Origin of the sequence: Streptomyces anulatus (assembly GCF_014650675.1) — a bacterium.
Taxonomy (GTDB): domain Bacteria; phylum Actinomycetota; class Actinomycetes; order Streptomycetales; family Streptomycetaceae; genus Streptomyces; species Streptomyces anulatus.
On sequence record NZ_BMVK01000014.1, the window covers coordinates 31,725 to 47,712 of the forward strand.

The window sequence follows — 15,988 nt, forward strand, 5'->3', positions numbered from 1 at the left end:
GAACAGCATGGGGGGTCCGGTGGGACGGAGCAGCACGCCCGGGGAGAGGACGCGGTCACGCGTCCGCGGCGCCGATCAACTCGGCCGGGACGAGAGCCCGCACGAGGGCGGTGGGCCGGGAGACGACGGTGACGGGCCGGGGGGCCGTGAGGCGTCGGGGGGCGGCCGTCGTGCCGCGAAGGACCGGCGCGGCCACACGGCCGGCGCCCGGGGGCGCAGCAGTCGCCGTGCGCCCAAGAGCGCCAAGCGGCGCGTGCTGCGCTGGAGCGCCTCCGTGCTCGCCGTGCTGATACTCGGCACCGGCGGCGCCGGTTACCTCTACTACGAGCACCTCAACGGCAACATCAAGAAAGAGGATCTGACCCTCGGCGACAAGCAGATGGCCGATCACAAGGCCAACGCCGCCGGGCAGACCCCGCTCAACATCCTGCTCATCGGTTCCGACGCCCGGGACTCCAAGGCCAATCAGAAGCTGGGCGGGGCGAAGGACACCTTCGGCGCCCGTCCGCTGGCCGATGTGCAGATGCTGCTCCACATCTCCGCGGACCGCAGCAACCTCTCCGTGATCAGCATGCCGCGCGACACCATGCTGAAGATGCCCAAGTGCACGGCCCCGGACGGCGAGGTCTTCCCCGCCAGCACGGTGGACGTGCAGACCAACGAGAGCCTGGGCCGCGGTGGTCCGGGGTGCACGGTGGCCACCTGGTACGAGCTGACCGGCATCAGGATCGACCACTTCATGATGATCGACTTCGCCGGTGTGGTCTCGATGGCCGACGCGATCGGCGGCGTCCCGGTCTGCGTCGACGCCAACATCAACTCCCGCGGCCGGGACGGCAAGGGCTCCGGGCTGAAGCTGGAGAAGGGCACCACCTACGTCAAGGGCGTGCAGGCCCTCCAGTGGCTCCGTACCCGGTACGGCTTCGAGGACAACACCGACCTGGGGCGGGCCAAGGCTCAGCACCAGTACATGAACGCGATGGTCCGTCAGCTGCGCAAGGGCACCAAGCTCTCCGACCCGGCGAAGCTGATGAACCTCGCCGAGGCGGCCACCGATGCGCTGACGGTCGACAAGGGCCTCGACACGGTCAAGAAGCTCTACGACCTGGCCGAGGAGTTCAAGAAGGTCCCCACGAAGCGCATCACGATGTCGACCATGCCCAATGTGTACGGCACCGGCACGAACAACGGCCGCGTCTACCCGAAGGCGGGCGACGCGGAGCAGCTGTTCCGGATGGTCCGCGACGACATCCCGCTGGACGGCAAGGCCTCCAAGCGGAAGAAGCCGGAGGCCACGAAGGACCCGTCGGCGCCGGTCGGCGAGATCGCGGTCGCCGTGCGGAACGGGACCGCGACGGACGCGCTCGGTCCGGCCTCGGGGCGCGCGAGTGACGTGGCGGACCAGCTGAAGGACGCGGGCTTCGCGAAGACCACCGTCGACCCGGGCGACGTGACCGGGGCCGCGCGGACGGCGATCCTGTATCCGAGCGCGGATCTGGAGGGCGACGCGCAGGCGGTCGCCAAGGCGCTCGGGGTTCCGTTGTCGCAGGTGAAGAAGTCCACCGACGTCTCGGGGATCTCGCTCGCCGTGGGCGCGGACTGGCGCGAGGACGGGACCTACCCGGTGTCCAAGGGCAAGGAGAAGACCCCGGAGTCGGCGGGCGCCCTCAACGGCGACGACGAGAAGGCCTGCATGAAGGTGAACCCGAACTACACCTGGTGACGCCGTGGGCGGACCGTACGCGGCAGAAGGGCCCCACCGCTCGGCGGTGGGGCCCTTCTCCGTACGGCTGCCGGGTCAGACGGTCTCGCTGCTGCCGGTCATCGCCGGGCGGCGGCTCGCGATGACCCGCTTGGCCAGGGACCGGGGGCTGGTGAGGAAGCCGAAGCCCCAGCACATGTGCATCGTCGCCAGCGCGACCGGGATCCGGACCCGGGCCTTCAGCGAGAGCCCCTTGCCCGCGGGCAGCGAGCCGGCGACGATCGCGGCCACGTAACCGCCGGGGACGACCAGGGCCCACGGGGTGACGGCCGCGCCCAGGACCAGGCCCGCCGCGATGGCGACGACGGCGGTCGGCGGGGCCAGGTAGCGGAGGTTGATCGAGCCGGAGTGGTAGCGGGCGACGACGTGGCGCCAGCGGCCGTAGTCCTTGTACTGCTTGGCGAGCGCCTTCACGCTGGGGCGCGGGCGGTACTGGACCTTCAGTTCGGGCGAGAACCAGATCAGCCCGCCGGCCTCGCGGATGCGGAAGTTCAGCTCCCAGTCCTGGGCGCGGATGAACTCGACGTTGTAACCGTCGGCCCGCTCCAGGGCCTCGCGGCGGAAGACGCCCAGGTAGACGGTCTCGGCCGGGCCCGCCTGGCCGCCCGTGTGGAAGGCGGCGTTGCCGACGCCGATCTTCGAGGTCATCGCGGCGGCGACCGCGTCCTCCCAGGCGTTCTCGCCCTCGGCGTGCATGATGCCGCCGACGTTCTGCGCGCCGGTCTCCTCCAGGAGGCGGACGGCGGTCGCGATGTAGTTCGGCGAGAGCATGCCGTGGCCGTCGACCCGTACGACGACGGGGTGGCGGGAGGCCTTGATCGCCGCGTTGAGGGCGGCGGGGGTGCGGCCGGTGGGGTTGGGCACGGTGTGGACCCGGGGGTCCTCGGCGACCAGCTCGGCAGCGATCTCGTCCGTCCGGTCGGCGGAGGGGCCGAGCGCGATCACGACCTCCATCTCGCCGGGGTACTCCTGCTCCAGGATGTGCCGGACCGAGTTCCTGAGATGGCGTTCCTCGTTGAGCACCGGCATGATCACGGAGACGGCGGGGCACTGCGCGGCAGACATGTGGTCCTCGGGTGGTCCTCGGGGGCGCCGGGGGTGCCGCGCCGCGGGAGGCGGGCGCCCCGGGAGGTGGCGTTATTCGGCCGCCACGTTACCGCGAATGGGGGACAGCGGTGCGCGCCGCCGGGTCGCGGGCCGGGGAGGAGATCGTATGGGCCTACCGTGCGATGGTCCCCTTGCACCGCAGAGGTGTCTCCCTTGCACCCCGGAGGTGTCTCCCCCGTGCCCGCACCGCAGCGACCGCAGCGCCCGCCGCATCCCCGCACCACTCCCCCGCGACGCCGCCCGCCCCGGGGCACCCGGCCGGTCCGCCCCCGCAAGCAGGACGAGCGGCCGCGCTGGGGCATGCGGGTGGCCACGGGCCTGTCGGTGCTGGTGCTGGGGGCGGGCGGGATCGGTCACGCCGTGGTGAGCAGCCTGGAGGGCGGGATCGGCCGGGTCGATCCGTTCAAGGACATGAAGAACCGCCCCCAGGGGGGCCACGGCACGAATCTGCTGCTCGTCGGCACCGACGGCCGGGACACGATCACCAAGGCCGAGAAGAAGAAGTACCGGCTCGGCGGCGCGCCCTGCCACTGCACCGACACGATCATGCTGGTCCATCTGTCGGCCGACCGGCAGCGGGCGAGCGTGGTCAGCCTCCCCCGGGACAGTTACGCCGAGATGCCCGCCCACACCGACCGCACCACGGGCAAGCACCACGAGAGCCACCCGGTGAAGCTGAACGCCGCGTACGCGGAGGGCGGGCCCACGCTGACCGTGCGGACCGTCGAGAACATGACCAAGGTCAAGATCGACCATTATCTGGAGGTCGACTTCACCAGCTTCATGAAGACGGTCGACGCGGTGGGAGGGGTGAAGATCTGCACGGCACGGCCGATGAAGGACTCGTACACCGGCCTGAACCTCCCCGCGGGCTCGCATGAGCTGGACGGCGGCCAGGCGCTCCAGTACGTCCGCTCGCGCCATGTGGACGTCGGCTCCGACCTGGGCCGGATGCAGCGCCAGCAGAAGTTCATGGCGGCGCTGATCAAGCAGGCGACGAGCAGCGGGGTGCTGTTGAACCCGGTGAAGTTCCAGCAGGTCTCCGCCTCGGCGCTCGGCTCGGTCCGGGCCGACGAGGGCTTCGGCACGGAGCAGATGCTGGCGCTCGGCAAGGCGATGAAGGACTTCGGGCCGGCCTCGTCGGAGTTCGCCTCCGTACCGGTCGGCAACCCCAGCTTCCCGGTCAAGGGCATCGGCTCGACGGTGCAGTGGGACGCCGCGAAGGCGAAGAAGCTGTTCCAGGCCCTGCGCGAGGACAAGCCGCTGGCCCCGTCGAAGCCGAAGCCCGCGGCCGGTCCGAAGCAGCCTGCGGCCACGCTCGTGGACGTGGCTCCGAAGGAGGTCCGGGTGCAGGTCTACAACGGGACCCCGAAGGACGGCCTCGGCCGGACGGTGGACGCGGCGCTGCGGGCCACCGGCTTCACCACCACCGAGGCCCCGCTCAACGGGGAGGTGCGGGAGCTGAAGCGGACGCTCGTGGAGTACGACCCGCGCTGGGACCGGTCCGCGAAGTCCCTGGCCACGGCCCTGCCCGGGAGCGAGCTGAAGGCGGTGAAGGGCCAGGGCCCGCAGATGAGGGTGACCGTGGGCGCGGACTTCACGAAGGTGCAGCGGGTGAGGGCGGAGAGCCGGCAGTCGGGCGAGTTCTCCACGGTGCGCGGCGACGAGGTGGTGTGCCCGTGACCGGGTGACCGCAGGGCGTGCGACAAGCGGCCCGCGGTGCCCGTGGCGCCTTTCGGGAGACGGGTGCCCGTGGAGTCCTTCGAGGGACTCCCGCGGCCTCAGTCGTCGATGCCGTCGGCGGCGCGCTTCTCGCGCAGTTCCTTGATCGCGCGGCGTCGGGCGAGCCGGTGGGTGCGCCGGATCTGCGCCTCCTGGTAGCGCCGGTTGTCGCGCTCGGTCTCGGGGATCACCGGCGGTACGCGGCGCGGCTTGCCGTCCCCGTCGACGGCGGCGAACACCAGATAGGCGCTGCCGACCTGCTGGGCGGGGGTCGACTCGTTCCAGCGTTCGGCCATCACCCGGACGCCGACCTCCATCGAGGAGCGGCCGGTCCAGTTGACCTGTGCGCGTACGTGAACGAGGTCACCGACCCTGACCGGCTCCAGGAAGACCATCTCGTCCATCGAGGCGGTCACCGCGGGCCCGCCGGAGTGCCGGCCGGCCACCGCGCCGGCGGCGTCGTCGACCAGTTTCATGATCACGCCACCGTGCACCGTCCCGAGAAGGTTGGTGTCGCTGCCGGTCATGATGTGGCTGAGGGTGGTCCGGGACGCCGCGGTCGGCTTGCCCGGAATCTCGCCCTCCGGGCGGGTGGCCTGATCTGTCATACAGTCCACCTTATGCGGGGGGACGCGTCGCGCAGAATGCATCAGGTTCGCAACAGCCGTGGCCCAAATCCCCATACACCCTGTAAAGGCTGTAGGGCGGCGCGGCACACTAAGCGAATGAACGATTGGCCCGATCGACGGACCGGCGACCGCAGCGAGCGCTACGGGCGGGGCAGCGACAGCGCCCGGCCCGAGAGCGCACGGGCGATGCCTCACATCCAGCGCCGCCCGACCCCGCCGCAGAGGCCGCAGGCTCCGCCGCAGAGGCCGCAGGTGCCGCAGCAGGGTCAGGGATACGACGACCGCTACCAGGACGGCGGCTACGCCAACAGCCCCGACCCCGGGTACGACAGCGGCTACAACACGGGCCAGGTCTACGGCTCGGGCGGCGGCGGGTCGGACGGCCGGGGCGGCGGTGGCCGTCGCGGCGGCGGTGACGGGGGTTACGTCCAGGGCCGCCCGGCCCCGGACTGGCGTCGCCGGATCAAGCTCGGCGCGCTGACCCTGGTGGTCGTGGTGCTCGCGGTCTCGATCTCGACGTACTTCTGGGCCGACTCGAAGCTGAAGCGCGAGGTCGACCTCTCCAAGGTCATCGAGCGGCCGGAGTCCGGCGACGGCACGAACTACCTGATCGTCGGGTCGGACAGCCGCGAGGGCATGTCGGCAGAGGAGAAGAAGCGGCTGCGCACCGGTTCCGCCGAGGGCAAGCGGACCGACTCGATGATGATCCTGCACGACGGCTCCAACGGTCCGACGCTGATCTCGCTGCCGCGCGACTCCAACGTCGAGATCCCGTCCTTCGTGGGGTCCGAGTCCGGGAAGAAGTTCCAGGGCACCGGCCGGCAGGTGAAGCTGAACGCCGCCTACGCCGAGGACGGCCCCGAACTCCTCGTCCGTACGGTCGAGTTCAACACCGGGCTGCACATCGACCACTACGTCGAGATCGGCTTCGGCGGCTTCGCGAAGATCGTGGACGCGATCGGCGGGGTCGAGCTGGACATCCCGAAGGGCTTCAAGGACAAGAAGTCCGGGGCCGACTTCCAGGCCGGAAAGCAGACGCTGAACGGCGAGCAGTCCCTGGCCTTCGTCCGGACCCGCTACGCGCTGCCGGGCAGCGACCTGGACCGTACGAAGAACCAGCAGAAGTTCCTCGCGGCGCTGGCGAGCCAGACGGCGACCCCGGGCACGATCATCAACCCGTTCAAGCTGTACCCGACGATGGGCGCCGGCCTGGACACGCTGATCGTGGACAAGGACATGTCGCTCTGGGCGCTGGGCAACATGTTCTTCGCGATGAAGGGCGTCACGGGCGGCGACGGCACGTCGATGAACATGCCGATCTCGGGCAGCGTCGGCGGCAATCTGGTCTGGGACAAGGCCAAGGTGAAGCAGCTGGTGGAGCAGCTGAACAACGACGAGAAGGTCACGGTCAAGGGCAACTGAAGCCGTAGACAGAGCTGTTGAAGGGCGCCGGGCTGTTGCCCGGCGCCCTTTTCGTCGCCCGGGGTCGCTAGGTGCCGTAGGTGATGTTCCCCTCCGCGTCCATGACGGGATGGATCCGGGAGGGGCCGTAGTCGTCCACGTCGGACGGGCGAGACTTCTCCGGCCCGTCCGGCCCGATCCGCATCACCCGCTCGACCCGGATCACCTCGAACCGGCGGCCCCGCAGCACGAGTTCGTCGGGCCTCAGGCGCGCGGTGAACTTCTTCGCGGCCCGCGCGTGGAGAGCCGCCTCCTTCTCGTCCACCTTCATCCAGGCGGGCAGCTCCGGCATGCCGGGCAGGTCCGGCAGCTGGGGCACGGGGCGCGTGAGGTGGTGGACGAGCGCGCGGCGGGCCCCCTGCGGGGTCGAGTACTGTCCGGTCACCATCGACCAGGTCGCCTCCTTCCGCTCCACCACCCGGAACGTCGTCGGGAGGAGCACGACCCCGGGGTGGGTGGTCAACGCCCGCCGGGAGTCCGCCCGTACGCCCTCGGGGAAGCGGGCGGCGGTGTAGGCGAGCTGCAGCAGCCCTGCCCGGCCGATCCCCTCGCTGAGCCCGACGGCGGCGGCGTGGTCGACCACGAAGCCCTCGGTCCGGGAGGGGTCGGGCGCGTCCAGGTCCCAGCTGTCGTCGTCCGGGTCCGTGGCCCGGGGCGGCTCCAGCCGGCCGCCGCCGATCCGGGCGAACTCGTCGGCGCGCACGATCCGGTAGCGCACGCCGCACGCCGACACCTCGTCGACCGCCTCGGTCTCCAGCCGCGCCACGGCGTCCAGCAGCGACCGCCGGGCCGCCGGGTCGTCGGTGTCGTCCCTCGCCATGAACCACAGGTGCGAATTCAGCTCGTCCCGGGCCATCTGCGGGAACCCCGAATCCAGTTCGCCCAGCAGTCGCCAGCGCGGCCGGTCGCCGCGCCGCTGCTCGGCGAGCCCGAACAGAGGCCCCCGGACCACGATGTTCGGGTACTTGCGGACCGAGGCGAACGCGTCCGCCTCGGTGACCTCGGAGACCGGGTCGTCATGACGGGTGACGTTGATCGTGAGATGGTCCGGCGATTCCTCCGGGTGAGCGTCCATGCACTCAGTGTGCCGAAGGGGGGTGTCGGTGTCAGGATTTCCGCCGCAAAGGGCTTCTGCCGCGCGGAGTTGGTGTAGAGGCCGACGAGCGCGCTCCGCCGCCTGTCGAGGCCGGAGCGCGCTCGGGTCGGGCGGGGTGGCGCGTGCGCTTCAGTTGCCGGAGCCGGAGCCGGAGGCGTACGGGACGAAGTCGGCCCAGGCGGCGGGGGTGAAGCCGAGCTGCGGCCCGGCGAGGTCCTTGGAGTCACGGACGTGCACGGTGGTGCGGGCGGCGGCGACCTCGACGCACGAGGGCCCGTCGTTGCTGCTGAAGCTGCTCTTGAACCACTTGAGAGCGGAGACGTCTCCACCCGATGTCTTGCGCGTCATGTCTCTCCCAGCACTTTCTCGATAAAGGTCCGCGATTCCCGTGGAGTAAGGCCCTGGGCCCGGACGAGACCAAGCCGTTGCTCCAGGATCCGGATCTCCTTGGGGTCGAAGGTCAGGCGGCTGAACAACTGGCTCTCCCATTGTCCCACCGCTGTTCCGTCCTTGAACTTGAGAAGCTGGAGCTGGCCGCCCATTCCGGCATGGTCCTCCCGGTCGGTCGGCATCACCTGGATCTCGACGTTCCGCAACTGCGCCAGCTCCAGCAGGTGTTCGAGCTGGCGTCGTAGCACGGCACGACCGCCGAGCGGCCGCCGGATCGTCACCTCCTCCTGGACGAAGGTGAGCATGGTCAGCGGCTTCCGCCGGAAGATCTCCTGCCGCGCCATCCGTGCCGCGACGTACCGCTCGACCTCGTCAGGACCGAACGCCGGCCGCCGCATCTCGTAGAGCGCACGGGCATATTCGGCGGTCTGGAGCAGCCCGTGCACGTTGTGGTTCTCGTACGCGCCCAGCTCGACCGCTTGCCGTTCGAGCTTGGCCTGATCCTTCACCTTCTTCGGGTACCGGGCCTCCGCCACGTCCTGCTTCATCGCGGAGATCTTGCCGCGCGCCCCTACGGCCCGGTCCGTCGCGTCCAGGAACTCCGGCTTGGGGATGCGCCGCCCGCCCTCGACCTTGTAGACGAGGTCCTCGCCGTATCCGATGGCCGCGCCCAGTTCGGCGGCGCGCATCCCTGCCGCCTCCCGCCAGAGTTTGATCTGCCGCCCCACAGCGGCCATGACCGCGCTCGAATCGTCCGCCGGATCGATGTCGACGTCCAGATCGGGCTCGGGCTCGGGTGCGTCTTCGTCAGCCATGGTGCGCAGCGTAGGGACGGCGGGCCGGGCCGAGTGACGGATCCCCGGAAATCCACCCGAAATCGCTGCTCACACCGGGTCGTGACGCGCCACGATCCGGTGGAGAACAACCGGGTCGTGGCTCACCGCGACTTGGTGGTCCACGACATCAACTACTAAAGAACCAAAAGAAATTACCCAACCCCACCCCACCCGATCCCGGTGGTCAACTGCGGGATGGACTGGTCACTCACACGGGTGAGATGCGCCAACTGGGCTGGATTTCGGGCGGGTTGCCCGGCATATGCTCACGCTGACCACAACACCAGACATGAGACGGCCCCCGCCGGGACGGCAATCCCGAGCGAGGACCTGACCACCAAGGAAGAGAACGCTTCCCCATGGCTACCCAGCACGATATCGCCCTCACCCACGCCCTGACCGGGATTCCCGGGCCTCTCCCGCCCTCCGGCGTCATCCACGTCGCGATCCCGCACGCGAGCCGCTTCACGATCGTCGGCAACCACCTCGCGCAGCACGACGGGCTCTCCCTCACCGCGATCGGGATCGGCGTGCACATCCAGTCGCTGCCCGCCGGGTCCCAGGTCGGCATCAAGGCGCTCACGGCCCGCTTCGCCGAGGGCGAGACCGCTATCGCCGCCGCCCTGCGCGAGCTGGAGACCCACGGCTACCTGCACCGGACCCGCGCGAGGCTGGCGAACGGCCGGATGGTCACCCGCACGGTGTTCTGCAACCAGCCGGGTGCGTTGCTGCGGGGCGGGACGGTGGTGCCGGTAGCGGTGGCGCCGAAGCCGGTGATGAAGCCTGCGGTGCCCGTACCCCCGCCTGCGCCCGAGCCCACCCCCGTACCGGAAGCAGCCCATCCACCGGTCCGCGTACCGTCGCGCATCGCGCCCAAGCCGCCGCGTCGGCCGCTCCCGCAGCCCCGCGAGTTCACCCCGGAACTGCACCGGGCCGCCTCCGCGCTCCTCGCCGATCTTCGGCGTCACGCGCCGGAGCTGGTGCTCTCCGAGGACGACGTCGAGGAGCTGGCTCCCGGTGCGGCTGCCTGGCTGGAGCGCGGCGCACACCCCGACGCCATCCGCCATGCTCTGACGACCGAGCTCCCGCAGCCTCCGAAGTACCCGGCGAAGATCGTCAGGCACCGTCTCGCCGTGCTCCTGCCACCACCGCTCCCCGGCGCCCGGGAACTGGCCCCGGCCCGCCGGGCGCCCGTCACCCCCTTCCAGACCTGCGAGGGCTGCGACCGCGCGTTCCGCTCCCCGGACCCGGGGCACTGCCGCGACTGCCGGGGCCAGTACTGGGAGGCGGCGTAGGGCCTGTCCGGCGGATCATCGTTCAGAGGAAGAGTTCCCGGGCTCGACGGGCCACCTCGTCCGGCGTGAGGTCCTCCAGATGTGTGAGGAAGACCCAGATGTGGCCGTAGGGGTCCTTCAACATGGTCGTTCGGTCGCCATGGAACTGGTCGGCCGGCGGCCGCAGGAGTTCCGCACCGGCCGCGGTGGCCTGCCGCGCCAGAGCATCGACGTCATCGACGAAGACGTGCAGGCCCACGGTGGTACCACCGACAGCCGTCGGTGCGCTGAAGAATGGTCCCTCTGCGTCGCCCAGCATGATGGTGGAGCCCTGAATCTTGACCTCGGCGTGCACGATGCGTCCGTCGGGGCCGTCGAGGCGGAACAGCTCTTCGGCACCGAAGGCTCGGGTGTAGAAGTTGATCGCGTTCGCGGCCCCGTCGACCATGATGTGGGCGACGACAGCGTTGCGGTAGTTCTCGGGAATGGCGGTCTCGGTCATGGGAACTGCCTCCTTGGGCGGCTGCTGCCGATGGCCTTGAAGGTAGAAGCTGAACCGCACCTGAGGTCAAGCGTGGATCAACTGGCGACCGAGCAGAGTGCTGTGCGAAGCCATAGCTTGATCGCTGCGACAGTGACCGCGCCTACCTCGCTCACGGAGCCGTCACGGTGGTCGCGATACGCCGTTGGTCCCGCACCTGAGCCACTACAGGCCGCTCCAGTGATGAGCGTCAACTCGACGTCACAGGCTCTTGACCTCAACCAAGCTAGAGGTCGGACGATCTCCTGGAGTGGTCCGCAAGAAGCGGAGCTCGGGGATGAAGGGCAGGCCAATGAAGGCAGCGACCGAATGGATCAAGAAGAACTCCCATGCGCTCGTGAACAGGAAGCCTGACGAGCCACTGGACGATCTGCGGCCGCTCGCCCCACTGGTGCGGGACGCCAAGATCGTGGCGCTTGGAGCAGCTGCCCGACAGACACGCGAATTGTCGGACGTGGCGCATCGCATCGTGCGCCTGCTGGTGGAAGAAGAGGGGTTCCGCACCCTTGCGTTGGAGGGCGACGATCCTGGCCGCCTCGGCCTGGACGTCTATGTCGCCACCGGCGATGGAGACCCCCGTGCACTGCTGGGAAAGGCACGGTCGTTCTGGCAGACCGCCGAGATCCTCGATCTCGTCCACTGGATGCGGTCCTACAACAAGCGCCACCCGGGCGACCCGGTACGTTTCGCCCAGTTCCCTGCTGAACCGGTGCGGCACACCACACGGCTCGATGGTCTGGCCGAACTGGAACGCACGCTCGCCGACGGTGTGAGCCGGTGGCAGCGGCTCACCGGCGACAAGGTCGTCTACTGGGGCGGTATGGCCCACACCGCCGTGGGCGCCCCTCGTACCGTGTCCCCTTCCGAGCCCCTGGAGTCGCACCGGAATATGGGCGGATACCTGCGTGCACGACTGGGGCTGGACTACCGGTCCGTGGGCCTGACCATGGCGCATGGTTCGATCGGCCAGCCCCTGACCGCTCCACGCCCGGACTTCGTCGACAGCCTGCTGCATGCGGCCGCCGGGAACAGGGCGGGATACTTCCTGGATCTGGGCACATCGCAACCCGAGCCGATCCGCCGCCTCCTGAACGCCCCGACGCGCACGCGGTTGATCGGCCCGCTCTACGACCCCCGGGATGACGCGGCCTACCACATGTCGGGCGGGTCACTCGCGAGCTGGTTCGACGTCGTCGTCCACACGCAAGAGGTGACACCGTACCGGCCCTTGCCCTGAAGGCTGCCCGGCGGAGCATTCCGCAGACGCCGGCTCCGGCACGCAGATATGCACTGATCCGCCGGACAGGACCGGGCGTGATCATCGCCAGGTCATCGACGGGGTTCTGTACCGGGTTCGGACCGGGGTGCAGTGGCGTGATCTTCCGGAGCGGTACGGGCCGCGGAAGACGGTGCATGAGCGGCATCGCCGCTGGTCGGCGGACGGAACCTGGGCGTTGTTGTTGCGGCGGGTGCAGGCTGAGGCGGATGCGGCCGATGACATCGACTGGGACGTGTCGGTGGACTCCACCTCCGTCCGGGCCCACCAGCATGCGGCCGGCGCGAGGAAGGCTCCGCCGGCGGCCGTCAGAGGGGGCTTCGCACAGGTGGTCGTCCTGACGGCTGGCCAGCGTGCCGACTGCACGCAGTTCGAGGCCGAGTCGGTGGTGGGGCCCGGCGATCGCGACTGCGGGTCCCGGTCCAGCCTGTGATCGCCAGGACAGTGCCTGGCGTCTCCTGCACGCGCGTGGCCAGGGCCTGCTGTCATGAGGCTCACGTGCGACGAAAGCCCGTGGCGGTGGCCCGCCTGGTAGCACCCCGGATACCCCCCTGGCCCTGCCCCACCGTGTCCCGCAGCGCACGAGCAGATTCGCGAAGTTCATGCATCAGCATCAGCCTCAGCACCGCACCCTGATCACCCATGTCGCACGGCAGGCCATGACCGACGGCCCCGTCAAGTGACGGACGCACGCGTTGTCGACGGACGCTTCGAGCTGCTGGAACGGCTCGGCGGTGGCGGTACGGGCACCGTGTGGCGCGCCCGTGACCTGGTGCTCCACCGCGACGTGGCCCTCAAAGAGGTGCGGCCGCAGGGGGCGGACGAGGACGCGGAGGGCTTCCGTGCCCTGCGTGCCCGGGTGCTGCGCGAGGCCCGTGGCCTGGCCCGGGTCGATCACCCGAACGTCGTCACCATCCACCACATCGTCGACAGCGGCCCCGACACGTACCCCTGGCTGGTCATGGAGCTGATCACCGGCGGCTCGCTCCAGGACCGCCTCGGCCGAGGCCGGATGCCCCCCCCGGCGACGCGGCCGGGCTCGGCCGCGAGCTGCTCGCCGCCCTCGTCGCCGCGCACGCGCACGGCATCGAGCACCATGACGTGAAGCCCGCGAACGTCTTGCTGCGCTCCGACGGCCGCCCGGTCCTCACCGGCTTCGGCTTCGCCGCGCTCCAGGACTCCACGCGGATCACGGCCACAGGATCGATCATCAGCTCGCCCGACTACATGTCGCCCGAGCGGGTCCACGGGGAGTCGAGCGGACCGCCCGCCGACCTGTGGTCGCTCGGCATGCTCCTGTACGTCGCCGTGGAGGGCCGGCACCCGCTGCGCAGGGACAGCACGCCGGCGACGCTCGCGGCCGTGCTCCATGAGGACGTGCCCAGGCCCCGGCACGCGGGCGCGTTGGCCGACGTACTGATGTCGCTGCTGGTGCACGATCCGGAGGCGCGGCTCGATGCGCGCATCAGACTTCTAAAGCACCCCTACAGGGGCTCGCACCGACCGTCACGCCGTGGGCGCGCGGCCGGGCCCTGTCGCTATGCCTGGCGGCGGCATCCGGCGAGGAGGGTCGCGACCATGCGTCCGGCGTCGGCCCGGTCGTAGTCGGGGCCGGTGATGCTGAGGTTCCCGATGGCGCGCATGAGCGTGTAGGCGGTGATGTCCGGGCCGATCTCGTCGGCGGCGACGCAGGCGTCGAGCAGGGTCGCGCAGGCCGGGACCAGGGTGTCGAGCATGAGGGCGTGGAGGTTCTCCAGCCCCGGGTCACCGGACCCCAGGGCGGCGCCGAGGCCGTGCTTCGTCACCAGGAACTCCACGAACGCGTCCGCCCAGCGGGTCAGGGCGGTGAACGGGGAGTCCGATTCCTCCAGGAGCCGGGGCGCGAGTGCGACGCAGGTATCGATCTGGTGCCGGTAGACGGCGGTGACGAGGTCCGCCCGGGTCGGGAAGTTGCGGTAGATCGTGCCGACGCCGACACCGGCGCGTTCGGCGATGTCGCGGATGGGGGCCTGGACGCCCTGCTCCACGAAGACCGCCGACGCGGCCGCCAGCACACCGCTGCGGGTGCGCTGTGCCTGCGCTTGGCGTACTCCGACCGACTCCGGCACGAGGCTCTCCCTTTACTCGCGGAACAATGTTCCGCTAAGTTGGCGGAACGGCGCTCCGCCAAAGTATGGCAGAGCAGTCCCGTAGAGAAAGCGCAGGTCCCCCATGTCTTCCAGCCGCATCGGTCTCGACCTCGACCTCGGCCTCGACCTCGGCCAGCGGATCGTCGCCGTCAAGCCCATCACCGTTCCCGCGCCCGGCCGCAGCGTCGGCCTCCAGGTGAAGGTCACCGCCCCGCTGTCGGGCCGGAACCTTCCCGTCATCGTGTTCTCTCACGGCAACGCATGGTCCCTGGACGGATACGAACCCCTCGTCGACCGGTGGGCAGCCGCCGGATTCGTCGTCGTACAGCCCACCCACCTGGACTCCCGCCGCAACGGCATCGGGTGGGACGACCCGCGCTTCGCCACCATCTGGCGCGTCCGGATCGCCGACCTCCACACGGTCATCGACGGCCTCGGCGACATCCTTGTCCAGGCCGGCGGCCTGGAGGCCCGCGTCGACCGCGAGCGCATCGCGGTCGTCGGCCACTCCTGGGGCGCGCAGACCGCCGGCGCGATCCTCGGCGCGCGCGTGCTGGACGCCGACGGCGTTCCCGGAGAGGACTTCTCCCACTCCGCCGTCTCGGCCGGCGCGCTGATCGCCGCGACCGGAACCGGCGACACCCTCACCCCGTTCGCCGCCGAGCACCTTCCGTTCATGAGGCCTGACTACTCCACCATGACCACCCCGGCCCTGGTCGTGGCGGGCGGCAGGGACCGGTCCCAGCTCTCCACCCTGGGACCGGAGTGGTTCACCGACGCCTACCACCTCAGCCCGTCCCCGAAGAGCCTGCTCGCCATAGCCGAGGGCGAGCACACCCTGGGCGGACTCGCCGGCGAGACGGTCGCCGAGACCACCGACGAGGACCCCGCCCGCGTCGCCCTCGTCGCGGACGCGATCTCCGCCTACCTCCACGACGCCCTCAAGCTCGACGACGCCGCGTGGACCGCCCTCAGCGACACCGCCGAGACCGGCGACGGCACGTGGAGCATCGTCGGCAAGTGATCGCCGCCTGACCGACGCCGTTCCGACGGCGGTCAGGCGGCGATCAGGCAGCGGTCAGGTGGCGCAGTCGTACCGCTCGGCGAGCCTGGTGGCCACTTCCCGCATCACGGTCACGTTGTTGCGCAGCGCGGTGTCCGGGTCGACGCGGTCCTTCTCCGCCTTCTGCCAGGCCACGCTCTCCTCGTCCTGCGAGGGCACATCGAGCGACACCGTGATGTACGGGGCGGTCGAGCCCATGCGGGCGGCGCATCCGGCGGGGAGAGTGACCTGGGCCCGCTCCGGGAGCGCCCAGCCGGTGAACCCGGTGCCCAGGGGGACGGCGTCCTTCTTGTCGCCCGGGGCGGTCCTGGTGTCCTCGATGATCAGCTTGTAGACGCCTCGGGTGTCGTCGTCGTCCGGGTCGGCGCGCAGCACGTGGCAGGCCTTGAACACCGCGTAGTCGGTGCTCTTGCCCTTGCTCTCCCACTCCTCCGTGCTGACCTCGCCCCCCTTGCCGTCGTCGATCAGCCCCGCCGTCTCCCGGCTGAGCGCACCGTGACACAGGGACTGCGGCAACGGCGGCTCCTCCTTGGTGTCGGGCCAGAGGCTCGCCGTCACCACAGCCACCCCGGCGACGCCGAGCACGACGGTCAGCGGCAGCCACTTCTTGTCCATCGGTTACCGCCCCATCCACTTGTCGGCCGCCCGGACGACCGCCGCCGCGACGACGAGCACGGCGGGCAGGACCGGGTACTTCTTGTT

Annotated in this window: 14 protein-coding genes and 2 pseudogenes; 8 read left to right on the top strand and 8 right to left on the bottom strand. The window is 70.3% G+C overall.

The features are described 5' to 3' along the window. The first annotated feature begins 7 nt into the window (after window positions 1–7). A complete protein-coding gene (locus IE272_RS28345) occupies window positions 8–1,723 on the top strand; it encodes an LCP family protein (RefSeq protein ID WP_229897776.1) in 1,716 nt (571 codons plus the stop codon). Between the two features lie 75 nt (window positions 1,724–1,798). Here IE272_RS28345 and IE272_RS28350 read toward each other — a convergent pair whose 3' ends face one another. Continuing rightward, window positions 1,799–2,827 carry a glycosyltransferase family 2 protein gene (locus IE272_RS28350; protein ID WP_190008695.1) on the bottom strand — a complete coding sequence of 343 codons (1,029 nt, stop codon included), beginning with the start codon at window positions 2,825–2,827 and terminating at the stop codon, window positions 1,799–1,801. A gap of 219 nt (window positions 2,828–3,046) precedes the next feature. Here IE272_RS28350 and IE272_RS28355 point away from each other — a divergent pair, with 219 nt between their 5' ends. Next, on the top strand, window positions 3,047–4,552 hold the full coding sequence (locus IE272_RS28355) for an LCP family protein (protein WP_229897778.1): 1,506 nt from the start codon (window positions 3,047–3,049) through the stop codon (window positions 4,550–4,552). A gap of 98 nt (window positions 4,553–4,650) precedes the next feature. On the opposite strand, the gene IE272_RS28360 is transcribed toward IE272_RS28355, so the two are convergent. Beyond that, complete coding sequence (locus IE272_RS28360; protein ID WP_018961270.1) at window positions 4,651–5,199, bottom strand: acyl-CoA thioesterase; 549 nt, start codon at window positions 5,197–5,199, stop codon at window positions 4,651–4,653. A 117-nt stretch (window positions 5,200–5,316) separates the two neighbouring features. On the opposite strand from IE272_RS28360, the gene IE272_RS28365 reads away from it, so the two are divergent. After that, the gene (locus tag IE272_RS28365; RefSeq protein ID WP_078961259.1) at window positions 5,317–6,642 is read left to right on the top strand and encodes an LCP family protein; all 1,326 of its coding nucleotides are present in this window, start codon (window positions 5,317–5,319) and stop codon (window positions 6,640–6,642) included. Window positions 6,643–6,709: 67 nt separating this feature from the next. On the opposite strand, the gene IE272_RS28370 is transcribed toward IE272_RS28365, so the two are convergent. From IE272_RS28370 to IE272_RS28380, 3 genes are all read right to left on the bottom strand, one after another. Further along, the gene (locus IE272_RS28370; protein ID WP_190008697.1) at window positions 6,710–7,756 is read right to left on the bottom strand and encodes a DUF5954 family protein; all 1,047 of its coding nucleotides are present in this window, start codon (window positions 7,754–7,756) and stop codon (window positions 6,710–6,712) included. Between the two features lie 150 nt (window positions 7,757–7,906). Continuing rightward, window positions 7,907–8,125, bottom strand: a complete 219-nt coding sequence (locus IE272_RS28375) for a DUF397 domain-containing protein (protein WP_190008700.1) — start codon at window positions 8,123–8,125, stop codon at window positions 7,907–7,909. Then, window positions 8,122–8,982, bottom strand: coding sequence for a helix-turn-helix domain-containing protein (locus IE272_RS28380; RefSeq protein WP_098891926.1), 861 nt, complete (start codon window positions 8,980–8,982; stop codon window positions 8,122–8,124). The genes IE272_RS28375 and IE272_RS28380 overlap by 4 nt, the downstream gene beginning before the upstream one ends. A 380-nt stretch (window positions 8,983–9,362) precedes the next feature. Between IE272_RS28380 and IE272_RS28385 the strand changes: the two genes are divergently transcribed. Further along, the gene (locus tag IE272_RS28385; protein WP_190008702.1) at window positions 9,363–10,298 is read left to right on the top strand and encodes a hypothetical protein; all 936 of its coding nucleotides are present in this window, start codon (window positions 9,363–9,365) and stop codon (window positions 10,296–10,298) included. Window positions 10,299–10,320: 22 nt separating this feature from the next. Here the strand turns inward: IE272_RS28385 and IE272_RS28390 are convergent, their stop codons facing one another. Beyond that, the gene (locus tag IE272_RS28390) at window positions 10,321–10,779 is read right to left on the bottom strand and encodes a VOC family protein (protein WP_190008704.1); all 459 of its coding nucleotides are present in this window, start codon (window positions 10,777–10,779) and stop codon (window positions 10,321–10,323) included. A gap of 331 nt (window positions 10,780–11,110) precedes the next feature. Between IE272_RS28390 and IE272_RS28395 the strand changes: the two genes are divergently transcribed. The 3 genes and pseudogenes from IE272_RS28395 to IE272_RS28405 all read left to right on the top strand — a co-directional run. Beyond that, complete coding sequence (locus IE272_RS28395; RefSeq protein ID WP_190008706.1) at window positions 11,111–12,055, top strand: erythromycin esterase family protein; 945 nt, start codon at window positions 11,111–11,113, stop codon at window positions 12,053–12,055. 46 nt (window positions 12,056–12,101) lie between these two features. Continuing rightward, window positions 12,102–12,395: pseudogene (locus tag IE272_RS28400) on the top strand (transposase); the annotation flags it as partial. 378 nt (window positions 12,396–12,773) lie between these two features. Continuing rightward, window positions 12,774–13,555 (top strand): annotated as a pseudogene (locus tag IE272_RS28405) (serine/threonine-protein kinase); the annotation flags it as partial. A 77-nt stretch (window positions 13,556–13,632) separates the two neighbouring features. Here IE272_RS28405 and IE272_RS28410 read toward each other — a convergent pair. Then, a complete protein-coding gene (locus tag IE272_RS28410) occupies window positions 13,633–14,202 on the bottom strand; it encodes a TetR/AcrR family transcriptional regulator (protein ID WP_190008708.1) in 570 nt (189 codons plus the stop codon). A gap of 103 nt (window positions 14,203–14,305) precedes the next feature. Between IE272_RS28410 and IE272_RS28415 the strand changes: the two genes are divergently transcribed. Next, window positions 14,306–15,247, top strand: a complete 942-nt coding sequence (locus tag IE272_RS28415; protein ID WP_190008710.1) for an alpha/beta hydrolase family protein — start codon at window positions 14,306–14,308, stop codon at window positions 15,245–15,247. A gap of 54 nt (window positions 15,248–15,301) precedes the next feature. On the opposite strand, the gene IE272_RS28420 is transcribed toward IE272_RS28415, so the two are convergent. Then, window positions 15,302–15,901 carry a hypothetical protein gene (locus IE272_RS28420; protein WP_190008712.1) on the bottom strand — a complete coding sequence of 200 codons (600 nt, stop codon included), beginning with the start codon at window positions 15,899–15,901 and terminating at the stop codon, window positions 15,302–15,304. Window positions 15,902–15,988 lie beyond the last annotated feature (87 nt).

Bases quoted from the DNA above. Each gene is read 5' to 3' on its own strand.
- IE272_RS28365 (WP_078961259.1), top strand. From the start codon at position 5,317: ATGAACGATTGGCCCGATCGACGGACCGGCGACCGCAGCGAGCGCTAC.
- IE272_RS28370 (WP_190008697.1), bottom strand. From the start codon at position 7,756: ATGGACGCTCACCCGGAGGAATCGCCGGACCATCTCACGATCAACGTC.
- IE272_RS28380 (WP_098891926.1), bottom strand. From the start codon at position 8,982: ATGGCTGACGAAGACGCACCCGAGCCCGAGCCCGATCTGGACGTCGAC.
- IE272_RS28420 (WP_190008712.1), bottom strand. From the start codon at position 15,901: ATGGACAAGAAGTGGCTGCCGCTGACCGTCGTGCTCGGCGTCGCCGGG.
- IE272_RS28385 (WP_190008702.1), top strand. From the start codon at position 9,363: ATGGCTACCCAGCACGATATCGCCCTCACCCACGCCCTGACCGGGATT.
- IE272_RS28360 (WP_018961270.1), bottom strand. From the start codon at position 5,199: ATGACAGATCAGGCCACCCGCCCGGAGGGCGAGATTCCGGGCAAGCCG.
- IE272_RS28350 (WP_190008695.1), bottom strand. From the start codon at position 2,827: ATGTCTGCCGCGCAGTGCCCCGCCGTCTCCGTGATCATGCCGGTGCTC.
- IE272_RS28415 (WP_190008710.1), top strand. From the start codon at position 14,306: ATGTCTTCCAGCCGCATCGGTCTCGACCTCGACCTCGGCCTCGACCTC.
- IE272_RS28390 (WP_190008704.1), bottom strand. From the start codon at position 10,779: ATGACCGAGACCGCCATTCCCGAGAACTACCGCAACGCTGTCGTCGCC.
- IE272_RS28345 (WP_229897776.1), top strand. From the start codon at position 8: ATGGGGGGTCCGGTGGGACGGAGCAGCACGCCCGGGGAGAGGACGCGG.
- IE272_RS28375 (WP_190008700.1), bottom strand. From the start codon at position 8,125: ATGACGCGCAAGACATCGGGTGGAGACGTCTCCGCTCTCAAGTGGTTC.
- IE272_RS28395 (WP_190008706.1), top strand. From the start codon at position 11,111: ATGAAGGCAGCGACCGAATGGATCAAGAAGAACTCCCATGCGCTCGTG.